16 protein-coding genes and 2 tRNA genes are annotated in these 24,392 nt (G+C 43.9%); 8 read left to right on the top strand and 10 right to left on the bottom strand.

Annotated features, from left to right (window positions below; all coding sequences use genetic code 11):
* Positions 1-95: 95 nt before the first annotated feature.
* On the bottom strand, positions 96-1,397 hold the full coding sequence (locus ECHVI_RS14210; RefSeq protein WP_015266702.1) for a cation:proton antiporter: 1,302 nt from the start codon (positions 1,395-1,397) through the stop codon (positions 96-98).
* Between the two features lie 298 nt (positions 1,398-1,695).
* Between ECHVI_RS14210 and ECHVI_RS14205 the strand changes: the two genes are divergently transcribed.
* Positions 1,696-2,154, top strand: coding sequence for a peroxiredoxin (locus ECHVI_RS14205; RefSeq protein ID WP_015266700.1), 459 nt, complete (start codon positions 1,696-1,698; stop codon positions 2,152-2,154).
* A gap of 79 nt (positions 2,155-2,233) precedes the next feature.
* Here the strand turns inward: ECHVI_RS14205 and ECHVI_RS14200 are convergent, their stop codons facing one another.
* Positions 2,234-2,890, bottom strand: coding sequence for an ABC transporter ATP-binding protein (locus ECHVI_RS14200; RefSeq protein WP_015266699.1), 657 nt, complete (start codon positions 2,888-2,890; stop codon positions 2,234-2,236).
* A gap of 338 nt (positions 2,891-3,228) precedes the next feature.
* Here ECHVI_RS14200 and sucC point away from each other — a divergent pair, with 338 nt between their 5' ends.
* The 6 genes from sucC to ECHVI_RS14160 all read left to right on the top strand — a co-directional run bounded on the left by sucC (position 3,229) and on the right by ECHVI_RS14160 (position 11,513).
* A complete protein-coding gene (gene sucC / locus ECHVI_RS14195; protein WP_015266698.1) occupies positions 3,229-4,446 on the top strand; it encodes an ADP-forming succinate--CoA ligase subunit beta in 1,218 nt (405 codons plus the stop codon).
* Between the two features lie 55 nt (positions 4,447-4,501).
* Positions 4,502-4,578: transfer RNA gene (locus ECHVI_RS14190), tRNA-Arg, on the top strand.
* Between the two features lie 1,015 nt (positions 4,579-5,593).
* On the top strand, positions 5,594-8,200 hold the full coding sequence (locus ECHVI_RS14175) for a PhoD-like phosphatase (RefSeq protein ID WP_015266696.1): 2,607 nt from the start codon (positions 5,594-5,596) through the stop codon (positions 8,198-8,200).
* Between the two features lie 280 nt (positions 8,201-8,480).
* Positions 8,481-8,891, top strand: a complete 411-nt coding sequence (locus tag ECHVI_RS14170) for a DUF3302 domain-containing protein (protein ID WP_015266695.1) — start codon at positions 8,481-8,483, stop codon at positions 8,889-8,891.
* 38 nt (positions 8,892-8,929) lie between these two features.
* Positions 8,930-10,108 carry an HlyD family secretion protein gene (locus ECHVI_RS14165; protein WP_015266694.1) on the top strand — a complete coding sequence of 393 codons (1,179 nt, stop codon included), beginning with the start codon at positions 8,930-8,932 and terminating at the stop codon, positions 10,106-10,108.
* Between the two features lie 4 nt (positions 10,109-10,112).
* The gene (locus tag ECHVI_RS14160) at positions 10,113-11,513 is read left to right on the top strand and encodes a TolC family protein (RefSeq protein WP_015266693.1); all 1,401 of its coding nucleotides are present in this window, start codon (positions 10,113-10,115) and stop codon (positions 11,511-11,513) included.
* Positions 11,514-11,553: 40 nt separating this feature from the next.
* Here ECHVI_RS14160 and ECHVI_RS14155 read toward each other — a convergent pair whose 3' ends face one another.
* The 5 genes from ECHVI_RS14155 to ECHVI_RS14140 all read right to left on the bottom strand — a co-directional run bounded on the left by ECHVI_RS14155 (position 11,554) and on the right by ECHVI_RS14140 (position 20,758).
* The gene (locus tag ECHVI_RS14155; protein WP_015266692.1) at positions 11,554-12,642 is read right to left on the bottom strand and encodes an SGNH/GDSL hydrolase family protein; all 1,089 of its coding nucleotides are present in this window, start codon (positions 12,640-12,642) and stop codon (positions 11,554-11,556) included.
* 226 nt (positions 12,643-12,868) lie between these two features.
* Positions 12,869-14,428: an arylsulfatase gene (locus tag ECHVI_RS14150; RefSeq protein WP_015266690.1), complete on the bottom strand. Its 1,560-nt coding sequence runs from the start codon at positions 14,426-14,428 to the stop codon at positions 12,869-12,871.
* A 1,007-nt stretch (positions 14,429-15,435) separates the two neighbouring features.
* Positions 15,436-15,559, bottom strand: a tRNA-Asp gene (locus ECHVI_RS23710).
* A gap of 264 nt (positions 15,560-15,823) precedes the next feature.
* Positions 15,824-17,425, bottom strand: a complete 1,602-nt coding sequence (locus ECHVI_RS14145; protein ID WP_015266689.1) for a SusD/RagB family nutrient-binding outer membrane lipoprotein — start codon at positions 17,423-17,425, stop codon at positions 15,824-15,826.
* A gap of 30 nt (positions 17,426-17,455) precedes the next feature.
* A complete protein-coding gene (locus ECHVI_RS14140) occupies positions 17,456-20,758 on the bottom strand; it encodes a SusC/RagA family TonB-linked outer membrane protein (RefSeq protein WP_015266688.1) in 3,303 nt (1,100 codons plus the stop codon).
* Positions 20,759-21,298: 540 nt separating this feature from the next.
* Here ECHVI_RS14140 and ECHVI_RS14135 point away from each other — a divergent pair.
* A complete protein-coding gene (locus ECHVI_RS14135) occupies positions 21,299-22,354 on the top strand; it encodes a LacI family DNA-binding transcriptional regulator (protein WP_245553329.1) in 1,056 nt (351 codons plus the stop codon).
* A 157-nt stretch (positions 22,355-22,511) separates the two neighbouring features.
* Here ECHVI_RS14135 and ECHVI_RS14130 read toward each other — a convergent pair whose 3' ends face one another.
* Genes ECHVI_RS14130 through ECHVI_RS14120 form a run of 3 tightly spaced genes read right to left on the bottom strand, consistent with a single transcriptional unit; the run spans position 22,512 to position 24,333 of the window.
* Positions 22,512-23,417: a DUF5777 family beta-barrel protein gene (locus ECHVI_RS14130; protein ID WP_245553327.1), complete on the bottom strand. Its 906-nt coding sequence runs from the start codon at positions 23,415-23,417 to the stop codon at positions 22,512-22,514.
* Positions 23,418-23,957: a YceI family protein gene (locus ECHVI_RS14125; RefSeq protein WP_015266685.1), complete on the bottom strand. Its 540-nt coding sequence runs from the start codon at positions 23,955-23,957 to the stop codon at positions 23,418-23,420.
* 13 nt (positions 23,958-23,970) lie between these two features.
* Positions 23,971-24,333: a hypothetical protein gene (locus ECHVI_RS14120; protein ID WP_015266684.1), complete on the bottom strand. Its 363-nt coding sequence runs from the start codon at positions 24,331-24,333 to the stop codon at positions 23,971-23,973.
* Positions 24,334-24,392 lie beyond the last annotated feature (59 nt).

Genomic DNA, 24,392 nt, shown 5'->3' with positions numbered 1-24,392 from the left:
TTTTGGCCTATTGCCACAAAGGGATTGTACCAGCATCATCAGTGGATGTTAACTCAAATCAAGAACGCACAAAAATGGTTCCCTGACTCCAGAGATTATTTGGTTGCTTCATCCTCTGAAGTATTATCAGGTTCGTCCAATCCAGAGGATTTTTCGTCTTCGGCTGCTGGATTTGAAGAAATGCCCGCTTTATCGGTGGCTTCCCCTAGGTGTCCTTCCTCCTTTTCTTCTTCGGCATGGTTGGTATTCGTGATCATTCCTACCATCATGATCAGTACAGTCAGCACGATGACCTGAATGATCAAGGATTTATTGACCAGGCCAATCATGTTTTCCGGGCTGATGTACAAAAAGAGCAAAATGGTAATCAAGCCTCGCGGAGCCACAAAAAGCAAAGGCTTCAATGGGATCTTACTGAGCTTTAGCTGGATGGCACGAATGGTGAAAGTGAGAATCACAATTCCCACTGCCCAAATCAACGTGGAAGTATTGAGTATTTCGGAGGTTTCCAGTAAATATCCAAATAGCAAGAAAAACAACGACCTGATCAAAAAGGTCGCTTCTACAGTGAGTTCTTTAAATTTATTCACCTCCTTGTTCAGGATATCTGTCCGGATGATGTCAAAAAACTTCAAGTTATGCAGTTCGTTCAGGTTTCCGATAGAAAGCCCGAATATCAGGATAAATATCAACGCCGGAAGATGATAAACATAAGATATGGCATAAATCAAGATCGTAAGCAGAATAATAGGAACGAACTTGATATGATGCTCAAGCTTGCTGAGCAAAAATGACAACCCAATGGTGGCCACAAATGAGATGACGCAGATAACGATCAGCTGAAGGCCAAATACACCAAAAGAATCCAAGCCTACCGTTTCATTCCGGAGCATGAAATTAAAGAATACCACTCCCAAAATATCGGAAAGGCTACTTTCATAGATCACAAACTCCCTATTGGATTTGGGAAGGTTACGGACACTGGGAATGGCAATCGCGCTACTGATCACGCAAAGGGGAATGGCATTGATAAGGCTGTCCCTGAAGGTATAGCCGCCATATTGCTCAAAAATATACGTCAATAAAAATGACAAGGCCAATAGCGGTGCCAGTGCTCCAAAGAAAGACTTTCTGATGAGTTTGATTTTGGATTTGTTCAGCTCCAATTCCAACGCCCCTTCCAGCACGATCAAAATCAGGCCCGTTGTACCTAAAATAGGTAAAATAGCAGAAAGATCCGGCAATTGGAGCTCAAAGAGTACCGTCGCCTGGCGCACCAACCACCCTAATAATAGCAATAAGATAACCGATGGGACTTTCGTCTTCTTAAAACTGTAATCAAATAGATACGCTATCAACAAAAGTGAACAGAGCGTTATGATAATAGTAGTTGTCATTCGTCAATTTTTATAATTCGTGGATCGTCCTGTTATCTACCAACCAGTAGGACAAAAAACGATAGCTACCTGTCAAACTCTTGCCTCCCCTTCTTCCATTATTCCCTAAATATAATCCCCAATAAGCACAAAATCCTTAAATCTTCAAGCAATAATAAACCAAAACTTTATAATTCTGAATTTCTGTTGGGCAAATTCCTTTACCCCTCCAAACAACTTTATTTGTTTTTTGTTTAATCTACCGTCTAGTATTTTATACATTAGGTATTTATAATAAGCTCACCATCAATATATCTATATGGCTCTACAAAAAAACACCAAAGCCCCCGACTTTTCTTTACCATCCACGTCAGGTGACCTTTTTAAATTATCTGAAAATTTTAAGGGAAAATCTGCCTTGATATTTTTTTATCCCAAAGATCAAACAAAAGGCTGCACGCAGGAGGTCTGTAGTTTCAGGGATAATTTCAGCGTCTTCAGCTCTTTGGAAATCCCTATCGTCGGCATCAGCAGGGACAGCATCGCCAGTCACCAGGAATTTAAAAAAATGCACCGTCTACCATTCGAATTGCTATGCGACGAAGATGGCAGTGTCTGCAAGCAATACAAAGCCTTGATGCCACTGATCAAGATGCCCAAACGCATCACCTACCTGCTCAATGCCCAGCACGAGATTGTCGCTGTCCATGAAGGCCTATTTGATGGCCCTGCCCACGTCAAAGCCATGATGGAAGAAGTCAAGGCACTGGAGAAGTAAGGATTATGAAGGTTTATGGGCTTCCTTGATGGTTCCCTTTCTATTCCCAATTTGGAAACGAGCCAATTAAAACCCGTTACTATTCCGAGACGATGACCCCATCCTGCATGGTCAGCATCCGATCAGCCATTTGTGCCAATTGCTGGTTATGCGTCACGATTACGAACGATTGTCCAAATCGGTCACGCAAGGTAAAAAACAGTTCGTGCAGCGATTCGGCACTTTGGGTATCCAAATTTCCACTGGGTTCATCGGCAAAAATTATTTTGGGGTCGTTGATCAAGGCACGCGCGACGGCCACACGCTGTTGCTCTCCCCCACTGAGTTCGGAAGGTTTATGCCCCAGCCGATCCATGATCCCCAACAGTCTGGCCAATTCCTTCGCCTTCTCCGTCAGGTATTTTTCATCCTTTTTTGCAATTAGCCCAGGGATGATGATATTTTCCTCTGCGGTAAATTCGGGCAAGAGGTTATGAAATTGGAAAATAAACCCTACCTCTTGGTTTCTGTAGGCTGCCAGCTTATCACCTTTCAACGCCGTAAGCGATTTATCGTCTATGGATACAAGGCCCTTATCCGCATCATCCAAGGTTCCCAAAATATGCAACAATGTACTTTTCCCTGCACCGGAAGCTCCTACAATGGAAACAATTTCTCCAGCAGCAATTTCCACATCCACTCCTTTCAATACATGGAGGTCACCGTAATATTTATGAATGCCCTTTGCTCTTAGCATAATATTCAAATTAAACGATTTCAAAGATAAAACTTCTTATCAGATTCGCCCCAATATGAACAATTTAAAATACCGAGAGGAATGGATCATGCTCCTTTCAACCTGAAACGTTTTTTCGATAAACCCTAACCTTACTAAAGTACATCCCTACCGCCAAGCACACCAATACCCCCAGCATCAAAGAGTTAAGGCAATCAGCGAAAATCTACAAAGGTCCTCTATCAAAAAAACCACCAAACTACTCGCAAAGCAACTTCTATTTTTTTGGGAAAAAGACCCGTTTAATCCTTGAATTATCGGCCTTTGGTCATTAACTTCGGGCAAAAATTTTCGCTAGGATGAATATACACGAATATCAAGCAAAAGAAGTTCTTAAAGGATACGGAGTGAAAATTCAGGAGGGCATTGTAGCCGAAACGCCTGAAGCAGCACTCGAAGCAGCCAAGCAACTCAACGCAGAAACAGGTACCTCATGGTATGTGATCAAAGCACAGATCCATGCGGGTGGACGTGGTAAAGGTAAGATTCAGCAAACTGATTCCAATGGTGTGGTGTTGGCCAAGAAGTTGGATGAAGTACCTGAAAAAGCCAAAAACATCCTAGGAGGGACTTTGGTAACACATCAAACAGGCCCAGAAGGAAAAAACGTAAGCAAAGTTTTGGTCGCACAGGACGTATATTATCCTGGTGATTCAGAGCCTAAAGAATATTACCTATCCATCCTTTTGGACAGGGCCAAGGGATGCAATGTCATCATGGCCTCTACAGAAGGTGGTATGGACATCGAAGAGGTAGCCGAAAAGACTCCAGAAAAGATCATCAAGGAATGGATCGATCCCAAGGTAGGACTGCAAGGTTTCCAAGCTAGAAAAGTAGCTTTTGCACTTGGCTTGTCTGGTAATGCCCTGAAAGAAATGGTGAAATTCATTTCAGCATTGTACAAAGCTTATGATGCTACTGATTCATCTCAATTTGAAATCAACCCGGTTCTAAAAACTTCAGACGATCAGATTTTGGCGGTAGATGCCAAGGTTAACCTTGACGACAACGCCCTTTATAGACACCGAGATCTTGCTGAGCTTCGTGACCTTTCCGAGGAAGATCCTTTGGAAGTAGAAGCGGGCAAATCTGACCTAAACTATGTCAAGCTGGACGGTAACGTAGGCTGTATGGTAAACGGTGCTGGACTTGCTATGGCCACTATGGACATGATCAAGCTTTCCGGCGGTGAGCCTGCTAACTTCTTGGACGTAGGAGGCGGAGCCAATGCTACCACTGTAGAAGCTGGGTTTAGGATCATCCTAAAAGATCCAAACGTAAAAGCCATTCTGATTAATGTTTTTGGTGGTATCGTTAGGTGTGACCGAATCGCTAGTGGTGTGGTAGAAGCTTATAAATCCATCGGTGACATTCGTGTCCCAATCATCGTAAGACTTCAAGGAACCAACGCTGAAGAAGGTGCCAAAATCATCGATGAATCTGGACTGAAAGTTTCCTCTGCAATAACTTTGAAAGAAGCTGCAGAAAAAGTTCAAGAAGTGCTTAAAAACGCATAAAAATAGTTTATATTTGTGACCGATTTGGGGATGAGCATCCCTAAATCGGTTTCAAGCGCGCGTAGTTCAACTGGATAGAATATCGGATTTCGGCTCCGAGGGTTGAGGGTTCGAATCCTTCCGCGCGTACCAAGCAAGCCTGATGAATGATTCATCAGGCTTTTTTTGTGATCGCTCCATCGGAGCAAACCTAGGATCCTACAAAACTGGGAAACAAATCAATCGAAAAAATTGGAGTTTGGCAGTTTGCTTAAGGCAAAACCACGAATAAATAAAAATGCCACAAAGGCACAAGGCGGATCAAGCCGAAAATTGGGGGTAGCCTATTTCGATGGGTAAATATGTTCTTCGCCACCTTTGGTTGCTATTTGACCACGGATGAACGCTGATAAATACAGATAGGACGCTTAAGAAATGGTAAATCTGTGTTCAAATCTTTTATCAGTAGCTTACTTGACTTAAAAGTTTACGATGCCCATGCATTTGGCTATGAAGAGGACTTCTCGGCAAAGCTTGGATTCATCCAGTTCATAGATGAAATAGCATCTTTTAAATAAAGCTGCCCCCAGAAATATGGCTTGATCCGTGGTATGGTGTATGATGTAAACTCGAAAGTTAGCCCCAAAAGGACGGCACATTCATAGCCATGGGTGAAGCCCATGGTAAATTACCCCATTCAACGTTTTCCGTTTTAGCCGCATGAACCACCCTATTCTCCACAACTTCCCGCTAAAACCCATTCGAGCGGATGGAGGAAAAGCATCGTTTTAGCGGTGTGAAATTTTCTTTCATAAAAACATGTCGAAAATCATCCCCCCAGAAATACTGCTTGATCCACAAAGACACCAAGTGTATGTTAGTCTTGCATGGAAAGGAATTAATCATTGCGATGAGCCCAGATTCGCTATGGAATAAGCTCCCTATCTGTGTTTATCCTTATTCATCCGTGGCCTACCATAAATATGACTTGATTCCAAATCCATCGGAAAAGTTGAAGACTGGAAATTTAGAATAGCCTACTTTTTTTTTCATTTCGTTACTAAATCAACAATTAACCTTCATTTTCCTTTCTTTTATGCAAAATTATAGTTTAATTCATAGGTATTTTGTACTAAACAGCCACCATCACTATCGATAATCACCATACATGAAAAGACGCAAATCACTTAAAATCATGGCATTGGGCGCATTGACACCAGGAATGGGCATGCTCTCCCCCCTATCCGAGACCGTTCGATTGGTGGAAAAAACCACTAGCCTGCATTTTAGGAGTGATTGGGAAAAATGGCCAGATATGGACTGGGCAGGGCCTGAATACTGGGCCAACCGCTTGCAGGACTGGAAAATTCAAGCGGGAAAAGCGGTCTGCCAAGTAAGTGGCTCCAATCGAACCCTTCATTGCCTTACCACTCAAGTCCAACCCACCCCTGGAAACCTAGAAATCGCCGTAGAGTTAACCCCGGCCAAAAACCTTCCAGTTGCTGACGAAAATTATTTTGGCATCCGGATAGGGATTAAGGGCAAATTTGACGATTACCGATCTGCTGCCGTACACGGTAAAGGTATCGACATTGGTGTGACCACTTCGGGAAAACTAAAAATAGCGGACCAGCTTTTCTCCCTTGACAAATCTCTATTAGCTGACCACGTCAAACTCCAGATAGTGGTGGCAGACCATTTCCAACATCAAGTAATCCTTACTTCCGAAGAGGGAAGCCATCAGGAATTTCCTATTCCCCAGGATCTCATCTCTCCTGAAAAATTAGCTGGAAATGTGGCATTGGTATCGTCTGTGCAAAAATCGGATGAGGGTGAAATAGAGATCCCATCCTGTACTTTTTCTCGATGGAGCATATCAGGATCCAAGCTAGTTTCCAGTAGCGAACATGAATACGGCCCCGTTTGTTTTGCTCAGTACACCATACATAAAGGAATACTAAAGCTCACGGGACAGCTGGCCCCAATAGAGAAAAATCCCGACCACCATGTTACCTTACAAATGAAAATTGATGGAAATTGGGCAGACATGGGGCAATCCACCATTGACCCACTTTCCAGAACGGTTCATTTCCGTCATGAACATTGGGATCATACAGAACAGATTCCTTACCGGCTTAAAGTGACACTTCCGCTTCGTGAAGAACATAGGAGCTATTACTACGAAGGGAGCATCACCCCAATTCCCGAAAATAAGCAAACCGTAAAAGCTGCAGTATTCAGTTGCAACTGCGACTATGGCTTTCCGGATGCAGAAGTTCCCGAATACGTCAACCATCACCAACCTGACTTGGCATTTTTTGTCGGTGATCAATTTTATGAAGGAACGGGCGGTTTTGGAATCCAGCAATCACCAGTGGACAAGGCCGCCTTGGACTACTTGCGCAAATGGATGATGTTTGGTTGGTCTTATCGCAATATCTATCGTCATATCCCTTGTGCGATCATTCCGGATGATCATGATGTCTACCATGGGAATATATGGGGTGAAGCAGGAAAAGCAGCCGATATTTCCAAGGGCTGGGGAGCCCCGGCCCAAGATTCAGGAGGCTATAAAATGGAACCCAGGTGGGTCAATATGGTCCAAAAATGCCAAACATCCCACCTACCAGATCCCTATGATCCGACACCCGTCAAAAATGGCATTGAAGTTTATTACACGGACTGGACTTTTGGAGGGGTCAGTTTTGCGATATTGGAAGACCGCAAATGGAAATCGGCTCCTAAGCATGTCCTTCCTGAAGAAGCTGATATCTGGAATGGTTGGATCAGAAACCCTGCCTTTGATATCAAAAAACACCGGGTCAAGAATGCCAAACTATTGGGAGAACGACAGCTAGCATTTTTGGAGCATTGGGCTGGGGATTGGTCAGGAGGTGTGAAAATGAAAGCCTTGGTTAGCCAAACAATCTTTAACACCGTTTCTACCTTACCCGCGGAGGCCATGGACGACTCCGTCGTGCCTAAATTGGAAATCCCCACACTTGCTGAATATGTAACCGGGGATACAATCAACGGCGACATGGACAGCAATGGCTGGCCGCAAGAAGGAAGAGATAAGGCCATAGAAAAGATCAGAAAATGCTTTGCGTTTCACATTGCGGGAGATCAGCATTTGGCCAGCTTCACGCAGTATGGTGTAGATGAATATGGAGACAGTGGTTTTGCCTTTGCCGGACCGGCACTCAATAATATTTGGCCAAGGAGGTGGTGGCCGCCTGTCACCGATCCCCGAAAACATTCACCGGAAACCCCACTTTATACTGGAAACTATGAAGATGGTTTTGGTAATAAAATGACGGTAAAAGCCGTGGCCAATCCCAGAAAAACAGGGATGGAACCTTCCATCGTGTATGACCGAGCTACCGGCTATGGCATCATCACTTTTGACAAAAAATCCCGTACCATTACCACCGAATGCTGGCCAAAATATGTGGATCCCCAAACCTCTCCGAACGGCCAATATCTCGGATGGCCCATCACGGTAAAGCAAGAAGACAACTATGGCAGAAAAGCGGTTGCCTATCTTCCTAAGATCAAAGTAAACGGCATGAATAATCCTGTCCTCGAGCTCATTAGAGAATCCACTGGAGAGTGCGTTTACACACTACCCCTAAAAGGAAATGGCTTTACGCCAAAGGTGTTTAACAAAGAAAAATTCACCATACGGGTCAAAGACTCCGAGACAGGAATAGTAAGAGTGAAAAATGGCATCAAGGCAGGCAATTCTCCAAAGGGCACCATCATGCTCAGTTAAGGTGATTAAAGCAGTCAAATCACCTAAAAGCCTCCTTTACAGCTAAATCCCCAATCATTCTTTAAATATCCAGGCTTAAAATTGCACGGATTTATAATTCTTCACAAGATGAAAGGATCAGCCATCCCATTTCGTCGCTTTATCCGTTAACTTTAACTGTTAGCGGACATGAGATTAATCTTTGGGCAAAGTTATTTTTTACATCCCTAAGGAAAATCTTAGCGCACCCTGGTTTATTATTTCAGCACGCCGACCAACTGGCAATAAAATAAAGTCAATTATGAAAAGCAGCTCATTTACGAATAAGCTATTGATGTTGACAATAGGGATTTCCCTTTCTCCATCATTTCTTTATGCTTCCGCCTTTGAGGACAAAATAGCTGATGTGATAAGTTGGGTTGCCCTCATTGTTGCCCCCATTGTAGGAATTGGTGCTTTTCTCATGGTACATGTACTTCCAGAAAAAATTGCCGAAAAAAGGAAACACCCACAAGCCCAAGCGATCAAGACGCTGTGCCTCCTTTCGCTGCTATTTGGGGGAATGCTTTGGCCAATAGCTTGGCTTTGGGCCTATACTAAACCCGTGTTTTATAAAATGGCCTATGGCACGGATGAAGGAGATTACCATGAACAAAGCTTTAGTGAATTTAAAGCGGAAAAAAACAAAAATCAAGACAGTAAAGACACCTGAACTTAAGACTATTCATTCAACTTATCATCCCCTGAAATATGGAAATACTTTTACTTTTAATTTACTCCGGCATTGTTTGGCTTATATTTTTCAAGTTCAAACTCCTACCTTGGAACACCGTCAGCCAAGTCATTGTCTTCATTATTCCGGTCGTGTCCATTGCCTTACTTATCCTAATTTTGAACATCGTAGCACCCTCTTCCCATGATGTCAGGGTAATGAATTATAATGTAGAAGTGGTTCCCCGGGTTACGGGCCTGGTAGTGGATGTGCCGGTGGAACCCAATGAACATGTAAAAAAAGGTGACACCCTTTTCAGAATAGACCCTTTACCCTTCGAGTTGGAAGTAAAAAATATTGAGGCAAAACTTCCCGGTTTGGAAGCCAAGTTGGTCAGTGCTGAAGCCTTTGATCGGGAGTTGGAATCCCAGCTCACCACTTCCAACAACCACATCCGAGTGATCAACACCCAAATAGACTTGGCCGTAAAGCGGCTGGAACAGACCAAAGAACTTGCCCAAAGCGGTGCGGGATCACAATTTGACTATGAGCAGGCCGAGACTAATTTAAAAAACCTAGAGGCACAGCTGGCGGTCGCAGAGTCGGAAAAATCTCAGGTAATTCAGCGGCTTTCTGCCCAATCTGATGAAGGAGAATTTGCACAGGTTTCAGAAGCCCGGGCGGCCCTTGAGCAGGCCAAATCGGATTTGGCCATGGCCAAGTGGAGGCTCGATCAAACGGTTTACCGTGCCCCTGCAGATGGAAGGGTCGTCAATCTCCAATTGAGGACGGGAGCCATGGCAGTCCAATTCCCCATTAAGCCTGTCATGTCATTTGTAGAAGATGAACAATGGGTCGTAGCTTTATTTGCACAAAACGAACTCAGAAGGGTAGAAAAAGGGAATGAAGCAGAAATAGCCCTACGGACACATCCAAATAGAATTATCAAGTGTACGGTAGACCATATCGTTTGGGCAAATGCACAGGGTCAGCTAACGGCCAGTGGCAGGATTCCAGACACCAAAGAAATGGGGCATCACGAAGGAAGGTTTGCTGTCAGGCTGACCATTGATGAAGACAACGACGTTTTTCTGGCTCCAGGAGCCGTTGGCCAAGGAGCCATTTACACGGAACATGGAAAACTGATCCATCTTATCAGAAAAGTGATCATCCGTGTAGGCACCAAAATCGATTGGCTCATCCTTAAATTACATTAATGGTATGAAGCGCTTTATAAACCTCATCTTCTGGGGATTACTGTTATTTGTAGGGTGGTATCCGAGTGGCTGTAAAGTCAAGTCCCCTCCTACTTCTGAAGAGCTCCAAGAGGAATCATTTGCCAATTTTATTCTTCCTTCCACTTGGCAAGAAGCCCAGGAAGGGCAATCAGATTCGACTGAGTTTACCGAAAACTGGCTTGCAGCATTTTCGGATCCGCTTTTGGACACCTTGGTAAAAGAAGCCATAGCTTATAACACCGACCTGCGCATCAGTCAATCGCGTCTTGAACAAGCTGAAGGGTATGTAAAAATGGCCCAAGGAGCGCTAAGGCCAGCTATAAATGGCATGGCAAGAGAAAACAGTAAGCTCGGGGGAAGTTTTGCTGGTGGACTGAACGGCGCTGTATTTTCGGCCTCTTGGGAAATTGATATTTGGGGAAAGCTCAGAAACACCAAACATGCCCAAATAGAGGAATATGAAGCCTTGGGAATGGAAGTAAGTTATGCTCGTCTTTCTCTGGCGGCTGCAGTGGTTAGAAATTATTATTTGGCAACTGAATTATACCTTGAAAAAAGCCTTGCTGAAGAGATGGTCAAGCTCTCAGAAACCTTGGTGTCACTCGCCCAAAAGCGACTGGACGTCGGTATCGGTAATGAGAAAGACGTGAGCGTGGCCCAAGCCAACCTCAGCTCTGCCGAAGATGGCAGTCGCCTGCTTGACCTGGCCTACCATAATCAGTTGCGGGCTTTGGAATTGATCTTGGGCAGGTATCCGCAGGCCGAAGTGGCCGTAAGGGATTCCCTGATGAAGATAAACAGCACTATTCCCGCAGGCATCCCCTTACAGCTATTGGAGCGCCGTCCTGATGTGCTTGCTGCCCAGCACCGCTTTAACGCCAGTTTTCACCGTGTCCGATCGGCCATAGCCGCCAAATTGCCCCAGCTAAGCCTTACGGGAAATTTTGGTGTGGTAAACAGTCAGGTTATCCAATTGGTACCGGAATTTTCGAACCCCATCCGAAGCTTGGGAGGCTCGTTGATTGCCCCCATTTACCAAGGAGGTATGTTAAAGCAAAATGTGGAAATCAAAACAATGGAGCAAGAACAGGCGACCATAGAATATGCCCAAACGGTCCTAAATGCCATAAACGATGTGGAAACGGCTTTGGAAACCGTTCAAAACATCGATTCAAGGGAAACCATCCTCACCCGTGAAGTGGCTCAAAACCAAAAGGCCTTTGAACTGGAACAAATTGCTTATAAAGTAGGGAAATCAGATCTGCGCAACGTCACCCTTCAGCAAATGGACCTGTATTCTTCTAAAATCACTCTACTTCGTGTCCAAACAGAAAAAATCATCCAGCGTGTCAACCTCTATTTGGCTTTGGGAGGAAACATGTAGCGGCATTAAACTTAACTAAACGCCTATTTTACCCCCTCATTCACTGTAAAATCTCTTTCAGCTTTTTTATGTATGCATCAGCATAGTGCTGCATGCCCAAATCCGTCGGGTGTGTTCCGTCCACAAAATCTTCATTCCCCAAGCCCATCTCTTCTTTCGAAAGCAAATACAAACCTTTCACGCCTGAATCCTTCAACGTCTGAAAGCAACTTGCTGCCCATTCATTCAAATTGGTATAGGCGCTCTTCCTATCTGGATCCATCCAACCGTCCGAATACCCCGCATGCTCTACCAGTAACACGGGCATTTTCGGATGAGCAGCCTTCAACGTCCTAACGGCCGCTAGGATTTTTGCTTTTACCACTTCTTCAGTAAATCCTCCCCATGGGCCAAGGTTGGGCAGACAATCCAATACAAATACCGCCGCATCAATCTGCTTCACATAATCCAACACTTCTGGCTCCAACCGCCCATTTCCAGAAAAGGCCAAATTGATCATGGGTACATCCAGGGACCGTCCTACGATATTGGTCCACGCCATGCCCGGTCGACTCGCACAGGCTCCTTGTGCAATGGATGTTCCATATACCACGATCGGTGCCGCTTCTCTTTTGGACATAAATGCAAACGTATCATCCTTCATCACTCCAACCTTAAGCGCACTCAGACTGTTGTAAAGGGGCAGGTACAATTGATATTCCCGATGAATTCCTGTGGCATTTGGCACGACAAAAGTATAGCTGACTTCCTCTGGTGAAAACCGATACTTTCCTCTCACCCATCTCCAGCTGCCCCTGTCGTCCCTCGCATAGAGGTCCAGTCCTGTCACCCCCGTAGAAGGCATATGGGGCATGGATAACCGGGAACCTGGTTTGAATTTAACGTGAACTTCAGCAGCATCTGAGGCAAACCTAATCAATAAACCAGCTGCATTCCGCGAAAGCCCCCAAACAGGCTCTCTTACCTGCGCTTTGGCATCGTCTGGCAACCGGTTAAACTCAATTCCCGACCAACCTTGTCCTTCGACGACTTCCTTTTCTGCCATTAAGGGATCAAACCACACAAGCTCCTGCGCGCACAAAAAAGTGTGTATCAGCACCAAGCTGAACATTAAAACAAACCGTTTCATTATTTATATATATTTTAGATTAACCTTTGCATGCTCTTTTCAAATATGGAATCAAAAATGGAAGTCTCTGAATAAGCACTGAACCTGCTGCCAAGCTGTTACCATTCCCTAAAACCCATTTGTAATGGGCCTATTCCAAATTTTAAAGCCTAAAACTACCATCTTCAAAAGATGTATGCAACCCTATTTGTACCACATCTATCTCAAAAAAATAGATACCCCATATTTATCTCAAGACCTTCCCCATAAAATCCCATTGTTCAAATGCCGGGGTTTTATGTTCCTCTTTAGCAATTTCATCAAGCCGTAAAATTATATCTTCATGCATGTCCGCTACATCTGTGGTCTCCTTAACATCGTTTTGAAGGTCGTATAACTCCCATTTGGCATCGGGATGTTGCTTTAAATTGGTTTTCACTCCCTTCCATTTCCCCATCCGAATGGCCAATTGGCCTCCCTTCTCTGGATATTCAAAATATAGGAATTCGTGAGGCTGTTGCGCTAAATGATCCCCCAACAATGTCGGAAGGAATGATACTCCATCCGTTTCGCCAGGTATAGCCGTTCCGGTAAGAGCTGCAAATGTAGCCATCACATCATATTGGGCAGAAACATGATCTGATTTGGTATTGGCGGGAACCTTTCCGGGCCATCTTGCGATCATCGGCATGCGAATTCCCCCTTCATAAACATCCATTTTAAGGCCCCTTAATCCAGCAGTGCTGTTAAAATAGCCCGCATCCACCCCACCATTGAAAGTAGGGCCATTGTCACTGGTAAAAATCACGAGTGTATTTTCATCCAATCCCTCTTCCTTTAACAGCTGAAGGATTTTACCTACTTCATTATCAAGGTAACTGATCATGGCAGCATAGGCGGATTTGGGAAATTCATGCGGAGCATAACCCTGCTGGCCCAAATACGGCTCCTCCTCAAAGCGACCCAAATAAGGTTTTACCGCTTCATCCGGAACCTGAAGGGAAACGTGTGGAATGGTATACGGTAAGTAAAGGAAAAAAGGCCCATCCTTATGGTTTCTGATAAACTGCGTCGCCTTTTCGGTCATGTGATCTACGGCATATTCATCTCCTTTATAGGCATCAAAGAATCCCTCGTCTCCGTATTTCAAACCACTCTTCGCAAAAGCAGTCATGGCCTGCACATTTGCTTCACTCCCACCTGCAGAAGGAGCATGAACGAAAATATAGGGATTTGAAAGACTGTCCCAATGATCGTTTTCCCACAGATGTGTAGGATAGTAATTGTGCGCTTGCCGTTGATCCAAGTATCCATAAAAATAGTCAAAGCCCTGCTGGTTCGGTGCTCCGGAATTGCCCGTCATGCCTAGTCCCCACTTTCCTATCGCCCCAGTCTTGTAACCCGCTTCTTGAAGTAACTTCCCTATGGTCAATGTTCCTTTTGGGAGAGGCTGTTGTCCATTTTCCACCTCATCGGTAAAGCTGGCCGGCATTACCGGTTTATTCCCTCTGATGTACGCATTGCCGGTGTGTAATCCTGTCATTAATCCGCATCGGGCTGGTGCACACACTGGCGATGATGTATAATGCTGCGTAAAAACCATCCCCTCCAAGGCCATTTTGTCCAGATGTGGCGTCTGGATCTTTTCCTGGCCATAAGCTCCAATTTCACCAAAGCCCAAATCATCGGCATAAATGTAAATGATATTGGGATGGGCATCCTCCATTAGGCGTTTATCTTTTCCCGACTGACAGCTTACCCCCCATATAAGTACCGAAAAAACACACACAAGCACTTGACTCTTCATAATCATTTCCTTTTGTTTTCAATAACTAAAAATAACAAATCATAATTATTTATTTTCGTTTAGGACAGAAAAAGCGAGTCTCAAGAATCAATCAATATTCTGTGGGCCATAAATTCCCCTATTTATCGTAACAATGAAAAGTCATTAAAGTACTAAGACTCAAAGCCATTATGATTGGATCATGCGTAAAAATTATGGGCATTTTACACCATAATGAAAATTAGCAGTTCCCCCAGAACAAACACTTTTAAACTATTAGTAAAGAGATGTCAGCCTGAATTAAAGGACTTCAAGGGGCTAAAAGCGATTTCCCTGATGGCTTTCAAGTGTGGCAAACGCCTTTGGTACTAATTTCGTGTAAAGGAGTTATCATCCGTGCCGCTGGCACTCCTTCGGGAGGTTGAGGAGCGCTTAAATTCCTGCGGATGAATCCGCAGGTTACAAAATTTATCGTGCCGCAGGCACTTTGCCGCGATTTGTACCTGGGAAATCGCAGTAGGCTATGGTGCCGAATGGCGGAATAGGCTGAAAGAATGAGTTGTTGATTTGGATCGTACAAGCCGTCGCAGCTATCTGCTCAGGTATAGTGGTTGGCTTGGTTGAGGTTAAACCCTGAATATGCGCTAGTAACTGAGCATTCTGCCTAAGCGGAGGGGCATACAGAGGGTGCTGGTGACAACCTGCACCAAAAATGATTACACAAAAAAGTATCCGTAGGAACGGCAGATATAAATGCAAATAGGAACATTTTTTTTAAAGGCGTTTGCCCTGTGGAGGAAGTCCATCGTTTTAACGGTATGAAATTTTCTTTTGTAAGACCATGTCAAATTCGCCCCCCAGAAATATGGCTTGGTCCGGAATAGCCATCGAAATAGGCTAGCCGCTATCATTTCTACTTGATCCGACCCGACCTTTACCGTATTATCTCCTTCTACCCTAAAACAAAAAAAAGCTATGAAAACAATCTCATAGCTTTAGTCAATTAACAATAAACCCAAAATAACCTGCTGTAGGGGAAGGACTCGAACCTCCACGGGGCAGTTAGGCAAAACACGAGCTCCATGTTTGCTTTATCCAAGGCTCCCCACCCCCGAGACAGGGGGGCATGTCTGCCAATTTCATCACCCTACAGTATCTGAAAGACCTTTTGTCTTTTCTTCATATAACAAAGTTAACAACAAGAGATATTAATTCAAATTATATTAAAAATTCTTGCAAATTTTTACATTAAATTTAATAATAAACCACATTATTAATTATATCAATAATTTTAAACAAAAATAAAGGTGCTATTTTAGCAAATATTCAACCCAAAATCAGACACCAATAAAAGAGGCCCAAGAATCAACCGTTCCTGAGCCTCTATTAACTATTTCAACCAATTATTATTTCTCTTTAGTTCACGTCCCAGAAAATAGGCACATCAACTTTATCTTCTGCAGCCACCTCGTTATAGTTCTCTGTATTTAGCGTCCGCTCCGTTTCAGGATAGAACAATCTCAATGGCGGTAAAGTGGACTGTGTCGAACTAGGATCTTCCACAAACTCCAATGCTGGATATCCGGTTCTACGATACTCTGCCCAAGCATGGTAGGCATACATCAAGCCATGGTTTAACCATTGCTGGGTACCAATTTTAGCCAGCTTCTCATCCATGGAACCGGTATAAGAAATGATATCACTGCTTAAGAAAGCGGCAATTTCTTCTTCTGTTGGTGCTTCTTCAGGCACAAAGTTGGTTCCATCGGCATTGTCATTCAGGTTGTTGATATGGTATAAGAACGCAATGGATTGACGAATACCCGCTTCATAATTTTCTGCAGCATCACCACCTATAGACCATCTTTCGGCAGCTTCTGCCTTAAACAAACTCACTTCGGCAGCTGTAATGATAATTCCTGGGAATTTATCATTTCTACTGTAAGTAGCCGTATCCAAGCGCGAGAAGTAATTGGCCTGAGTGGAATCAGTTACCCTACTGCCTGCCCAGTCATTTGGCACGCCCACATAATCTCCGTTTTTATTTTCCGAAAACATCACTCTCAATCGAGGGTCCATGCTCGGAACCATCAAATCATTCACCATATAACCTGGCGCTGTACGGCCGATCGTAGCATCCTTGATTCCGCCTCCGTGATGGGTAAGCACAGAGTTTAGCTGCTCTCCCCTGGCCACAAACTGCACCGTTTCATCCACATTGGAAACCACAGGGTAAGTTCCTGGGTTATTCAGGATCTCTCCCACTACCGCTTGGGCTTTGGCCTCGTCATAGTAAGAAATCCTCATGGCCAACCTTAACCGTAGGGAATTGGCATAGATCTTCCACTTTTCGATATCTCCCTGGTTCAAGATATCCGCATTGTCAAAAGCTGCTTTGTAAAATGCTATTGGCTCATACGAATTCAAGAAATCAGCAATATTCTTAAGGTCATCAATCATGGTCATGTAAATGTCCTCTGCCTTATCATACTTAGGCCTGATGATGTCCCCACCAGTAGTAATCAATCCTCCCGCTTCACTAAAAGGAATATCTCCCCAGATGTCCACCATTTGGGAAGTCTGGTCATAGAGGTGCACCTTTCCGGTCTCCATAAACAAACGGAACTGCTCCTTTTGTTCTGCATCCTCTATGCTGTTGTAGTGATTTTCCATTTCCCTGTAATTAGAAATGAAAGCGGTATAATAATAGTCCCATCGATCCTGGTTATAGGCAGTAGCCTGTTCGTAGATCTTTTGGCCATTGGTATAGCCATTGGTTTGGGAATACGTTCCCAGCATTGGAATTTGGAATGTAAACAAGTTCCAATATCTCGGGAAAGTCGTATTTCTATTTTCAAGGTTATTGTTATACAGCAACCCTGTATATAATTTTTCTACACTCGCGGTAACAGATTTTTCCGGATCGTAATAATTGTCCTCAAAATCAGTTTCTGAACAGCTCATCACCCCCAAGGAAGCCAAGAAGGCAAAGCCAATATATCTAAAGTTCTTTTTCATATTTTTTATCGCTTTTTCGTGAATTATGGATTAGAAAGAAGCTCTAATGGACATTCCGTAAGAACGTGACGCCGCACCTCCATTACCGATACCACCTCTTGTCAGGTAATTGGTACCTACTGCTGCTTCAGGATCTAGGTGAGGCAGGGATTTGTAGATGTAAAACAGGTTCCTACCATAAGCAGAAATGGTCATGTTCTGCACCTTAAACTTCTTACCCACGGCTTTTGGTATGGTATAAGAAACCACCAATTCACGAAGTTTGATGTAGTTGTTATCAAACACTGCAGATTCATACGTACCTACCAAGCCTGAGCCAGGATAAGATCCCCAATAATAGGTGTTCAGATAGTAATTAGGCGCGTCCACGATAGTGGTATTTTGTTCTCCTTCACCATTCACACCGTCCATGATCATCCCATCATGATAGATGCTTTCTCCATTTGGTCCTGCAGACATTCCCTCTGCACTGACGAAGTCACCATCACCATTCACATAATAAGGCAGACCTCCATATTCCTCACTTCTACCAAAAAGGGTTTCTTCAAGCATCCCAGCACTTCTCATGTATTGGATAGAAGGTGAGTAGACTTGGCCACCCCATTTGTAGTCAATTACGGCATTCAAGTTGAAGTTTTTATATCCCAAATTGTTGATGAAACCACCAGCTGCTTTTGGCTGGACATTGCCCAACTTCACCAAATTATCGTAATCGGGGATATAATACCCGTCCTCGCCTACCAGCAATTCACCACTTTCATTTCTCATCAACGTATAGCCCATGATATCGCCCGCTGGCTCTCCAATTTGCGAAACAATCTGAAGGGAGCCATTGTCCGGACGGCTATGGATCAAGGTTTCCAATCCCGGCATTAGCTGGGTTACTTTATTTCTGTTGAAACCGGTATTGATCTGGACATCCCATACCCAATCAGCTGTCTGTACTGGCGTAGCCGAAAGACCTACTTCCAAACCATAATTCTGCATGTTACCCACATTCGATAGAATCGTATTGGCACCTGTAGAAGTAGGAATTTGAAGTGGAAGGATCATGTCCTTGATGGTATTTTGATAATACGTCAGGTTCAAGCCAAACCTGTTATTTGCAAACCTATTTTCCCATCCAATCTCCGCTTCGTGCTTCAATTCGTTCTGCAGTCCATTGTTACCATATTGTGCCAATGGATACAGTGCTGGCCGTCCATCAATACTGGCGGCATTGTAAACCACATTGGCCTGATACGCTGGAGCTGGATTACCCACTACACCATAAGAACTCCTAATCTTACTGTACGTAATAAACTCAGGAAGTGTCGCCACCTTGCTCAGCTCAAATGCAGCACTGACAGATGGATATACAAACTTGTTATTGTCAAAATACAAAGTAGAAGTCCGCTCTTGTCTCAGGGATGTTTCGATAAACAAGAAGTCTTTGACATCTAATGAAGCCATTGCAAAAAGGCCATCTTTTACCAAATAAGACCGGGTAGAGTATCCTCTTGGGTTTTGTCGCGAGGCATTCATACTGAACCAGTTTTCTTCTGTCAGTCCACCTTGAGTATTTTGGGAAGTATACCTGTAGTTTTCTTCTCTTGCCTGATACCCAGCCCTAAGGTTTAGGTCATACCCATTTCCCAAAGAAGCATTATAGCTCACCAATACATCGCCATAAAAGATACGATATTGATCTTGGCTGGTACCATAAAGCCCAGAATTATCCACAGACAGTGGAACCGTGTTTGGCTCTTTATTCTCGGTAGCGTAACCGGTATAATCCGTACCGACCCGTCCTCTAACGGTCAGGTTATCCAATATGTCATAGGTAACCGTCATGGCTCCCATCAAGCGATTGGTATTTTCTGTAAACTGACGCGCCCTTTGGGTCCAATAGTAATCCATATATGGCGTACCAGCTGTTACCAAGGCAAATGCCTCATCTGGATCATAAAGGTTGCCGTTTGCAGGAATGTACTTATAGCCTTTGCTGGTTTGGTACTTTTCTTCAAACCACCTGATATCTGTAGCAGGGTTCAAGAAACCACTGTAGTTATTGCTCATTCGGTCCACCATCCAAGGACGGTTGGTCACTTTTTCGCTGATATATGTCGCCACAAGGTCTACATTTACCTTTGGCGCCACTTGGTACTTAGAATTCAGGTTAAAGGTGTTTTTGTTTTGCTCTCCACCTTCCATCACACCTCTGTAGTCGTTTCTTGTATATGAAAGCCTATAATTGGAATTTTCAGAACCATTGGAAATGGCCACATTGTAAATACCGCTATGACCCGTCCTGTAGAAATTCTTCATGTTGTCTTCATAGGCGACATAAGGTCTGGTTTCACCATCCCAAAAATACACATCCCTACCGTCCATTTTGGGGCCGAACTGTCCCCAGGAGTTAAACAATGGAGACTGTACGGTTTGTCCATTTACTTGTCGTTCTACCCATCCATTTTCATCAGCTCCCATGGACATGTTTGTGGCACGGTCATAGCCCGGACCAAATACATTTTGGACATCAGGCAGTACCCCTACCTTTTCCACACCATAGGAAACATTGAAGTCTACGCCAAATCCGTTGGATTTCCCACCATCTTTAGTGGTAATAACGATAACACCAGCTGCGGCATCAGAACCATACAACGCAGAAGCGGCAGCACCCTTAAGGATGTTGATGCTTTCGATGTTTTCAGGGTTAATGTCCAAGATACCATTACCCTTAATTCTTGGGCTACTCCAATAACCATCGTTATTGGTATCTCCATTTCGGGAAATCACCCCATCCACTACCAATAGCGGTTGCTGCTGATAGCTAATGGAGCTTAGGCCACGAATCTGAACAGCCACGGCACTGGTAGCACCACCTGGGTTGGTAGAGATGGTCACCCCCGGTGCTTTAGCGTATAACGCAGAGGCCACGTTTGTCGGAGAAGATTGAAGAATGTCTTTGGAATCTACCGTCGATACCGCATAACCTAATTTTCTCGGGTCCTTTTCGATACCCATTGCTCCGGTAACTACGACTTCTTGAAGATCACTGACACTTGGAGAAAGGGTCACGTCGATGGTTGATCGACCGCCTACTTCTATTTGTTGGGTTTCAAATCCCACAAAAGAAAAGGTTAGGGTCGTCTTACCGGCAGGAACGTTGATATTGTATACACCGTCCAAGTCAGTAACGGTACCAAGGTTAGTATCCACCACCCTGATACTTGCTCCAGGAATCGGATCGCCGTTGTCATCGGTGATCGTTCCTGTTACGGTACTTTGTGCCCAGGCTGAAAAGCCAAGCAGTAGGCACAGCATTGTTGTAAGTAAAAGTTTGTGCTTCATAAAATTAAAGTGATTTGCTTTGTGTTTTTTAGTTTCTTACTCCCCTCCTCCATGGGACAGAGATCAAAATCAGTACTTCCCGCACTGATTACCTGTTTGCAATCCGTTTGACAATTTTGTGTTGCTAACATCAATAAAACCTAGGAAATCATCTTTCGATAAAACAATTATTTAAAACAACTTCCTTGACTTTTTTGATTTTTTCACCAGACCAAAGTAGAAATTATAATGTTCTTTTCAAAAATAATTTTGAAAATGTTTCCGCACACACTTTATTTGTTTGCGGAAACACACACAACCAAGACAAGGTTTTAAATTAGTATAAATGACCTAATTATTCCTTTTCTTTATAAAATCAGAAACAAAAGGATTAAACAAATGATTAATTATAATTTAGTTTACGGAAACGTTATCAATCTAAAAATACAGGCAAATTGAAGACTAGTATTTATATTTAAAAACGACTACTCCATTGCCCATACTACCATGAAGCATAATTCCTAACAATACCCCAACATGAATGACCCTATGAATAAAAAGATGATACGGATAAAAGACATTGCCAAACTATCGGGTGTTTCAGTAGGCACCGTGGACAGGGTAATCCACAAAAGAGGAAAAGTCTCGGATACCGCCCGTGAAAAGGTGGAAAAGGTGCTCGATGAAATCAATTACACCCCCAATCTGCTGGCAAAAACCCTTGGCTCAAATAAAGTATACAGCATAGCCCTGCTGGTTCCGGATCCCGGGCAAGACCCTTACTGGAAGCTCACCATGACGGGATTGGACACGGCAAAGCAGGAATGGAGGCCTTACCATATGGATTTACAGCCTTATTTTTTCGAATTGGAAAGCGCACAGTCTTTTCAATATGCCGCCAAGGAGCTAATGGAAAACCCGCCCGATGCAGTGGTATGTGCCCCTATTTTCTTAAATGAAGCCTTGGCGTTTTTTGAGCAACTCGACCAACAGAAGATTCCTTATGTCCAGTTCAATACCATGATTCCTGAAGTCAAGCCACTGTCCTTTATAGGCCAAGACGCCTATCAGAGTGGCATCCTGGGGGCTTCCCTGCTCCACTTGGTTTCCAAAAACCAAACGGGAAATCAAGCCATCCTACATATCCGGGAAAATGTCCAACACTCCGTTCACTTCCGTGAAAAGGAACGTGGATTTAGAGAATACTTTCGTAAACTCCCCCAATCCCAAACGGTAAGTAGTGTCATTATTGAAGGAGAAGACATGAATACCTTTGAGGATAAATTGATCGGTGCCATCAAAAAGGAAAACATTAAAGGACTATATATCCCAACATCATCCGGAGCCACGTTGACTGTTGATGTGTTGGAAAAAAATGGTTTAGGTCACATAAGTGTAGTAGGGTATGACCTGCTCAAAGAGAATATCGTCCTGCTGAAATCGGGGAAAATCGACTTTTTGATTCACCAAAATCCCAGCAGACAGGTCTTCCGTGGCATCTACCATCTAGCCAACCACCTGCTTTTCAAAAAGCGGTCCCCGGAAAAAGAGCTTTTCCCGCTCGAGGTCATCACCGCAGAAAATGTGGATTCCTACTTAGAGGCTATTTTGCATTGAAATGGAAATGGTTGCCCTATCTTTTAGGACAACCATTCTATATTAATACTACCCGTTTAAGGATTTTCTCGCCTGCTCACTACTACTCGCATCTTGCTACTTGATACTTGATACTTGCTACTGGCTACTTTTGTCTTGCTACTTCACTTACTACTTCCTACCACTTCTTTCCTTTTCCATTGTCCTTTAGCTGAAAAGACCTGGAAATATTGAAGCCAAAATGGATATCCCCGTTCCAGAAATCCCCGGTAGTGGCAGGGATAAAGCCGGTCTCGGTCATGGACTGGGCATTGGTCAGCTGGAGCTGGAAGACGTGTCCTCCCGTCTCAATATCAAAGCCAATCGCCAACGCATTATAAAAACCATCTCCATCATATGGATTCAAGCGGTAATAATATTCCATGTTCAAGGAAGTCCTTGGCGTAAGCTTTAGTCTTCCGCCAATTCCCAGGGCAAAGAGGTCATTCTTGTCCATGGCCGTTGGTGCCAAATTTTGGTGAACATAGCTTGGCATCAGTTGTAGAGAGAGTCCCTCAGAAAACTTACGGGCAATTAACAACTGATTGGCGTAAGCTAATCTCCGCTCAAAGGTCATTGGTAATTCAGGCCTCTTGAAGGTATTGACCGCCATGTTCGAATACCAAGTCATCGTCACTGGAAGCTGTTTCCTACCGCTTTGCTGCTTCAGCAGCTTATATTTTAAAAAGCCATCATATACTTTCTGAAACGAATTCCTTCCGATCCCAACCGTAAGGTCATCCGTAAAGGAATATTCCAGGCCCAGTCGGACATTGGCATCATCAAGGCCGAAGAAGTTGTATCCTCCAGAATTCACCCTCCCAAAGCGGTGGCTAATGATAAAGTCCAGGTTACCTGCTCCACGTGTTTCTACTGTGTGGCCATTGATAAGGCGCGTTCCTTTAAAAGTTCCGTACGTAAGGTCCGAAATCGGCTCAACCTCCTTTTCCAGTTGATCCAACAGGCTTTCTTGCCCATAAGCACATCCTGCCAATAGCACCAGGTATCCTAAAACTACTCCAAATCGAAAAGAAAAACACATCATTTAATCTTCTTTAAATTCAAAATAAACCGTCACCTCTACCTCCTCAGCAATCTTCTGGAAAAGAATCTTGGGAATGTCTATGTCATGATCCTCCAGCTTTACCGGAAACACCGCTTTCATGGTCACCTTTTCTCCAGAAGCTGTCAATTCACCCTTGACATCCATCGGCTGCGCTACGCCATGGATATTCATCGTTCCACTGGCCGTTACCTGCTGCTGGCCGACTTTGGTGAGGTCATAACCTTCGATTTTGCCTTCAAAAGTTCCCCTTGGATATTGATCCGATTCCATGAAGTTTTCATTGAAGTGCTCTTGCATGAGAGACTTGGCAAACTGGAACCCCTTGATCTGGACGACAAAAGCAAAATCTCCCGTACCTGCATTGAACACACCTATAGCCTCTTTATTCTCTGCCTTGATATCCTCCAATGGCGCACTGGAAAAGAAGCTCACTTTACACTTTTCGGTGCGGTAGGTTTGGGCCTCAGCGGTCATTACACCTGACCACACCAATATGATCATCACAAACATTCTCATCATCACCTCCTAATTTTTAATTGTCTTGGGCACCAGCAGATACCCAACAGAAAATATCATCCTTTTGGCTTTGCGTAAGACTTCTCCCTGAGCCAGACGGCGGCATGAATCCGCTTTCCGTATAAGAACTGATCGTAGAAGCAGATTGGATAATGTTCTGCTTAACGGTAAAATCAACCCTGCCCGTACCACTCACATGACATCCCGGCACGGCACAATTATTGGTAATAATCGCTTGTACATCTCCAGAGAGTGTAGCCGTATTATCCTCGCAACGCTCTGCAGAAGGTTTTGGCTGGATGTCGTCTTCATTTTCACTGCTGCACGATACGCCTGCAGCCAATAAAACCCCAATAATCATTAATTTTAGCTTGTTCATCTTCTATTTTGTTTTGGTAAAAATTCGTTTGAATAGGACAATAGTATTCCACCGAAGAT

It is taken from the genome of Echinicola vietnamensis DSM 17526, from assembly GCF_000325705.1.
Lineage (GTDB): Bacteria > Bacteroidota > Bacteroidia > Cytophagales > Cyclobacteriaceae > Echinicola > Echinicola vietnamensis.
Note: the sequence above shows the minus strand (reverse complement) of the source record. Positions and strands in the feature narration are given on the sequence as shown.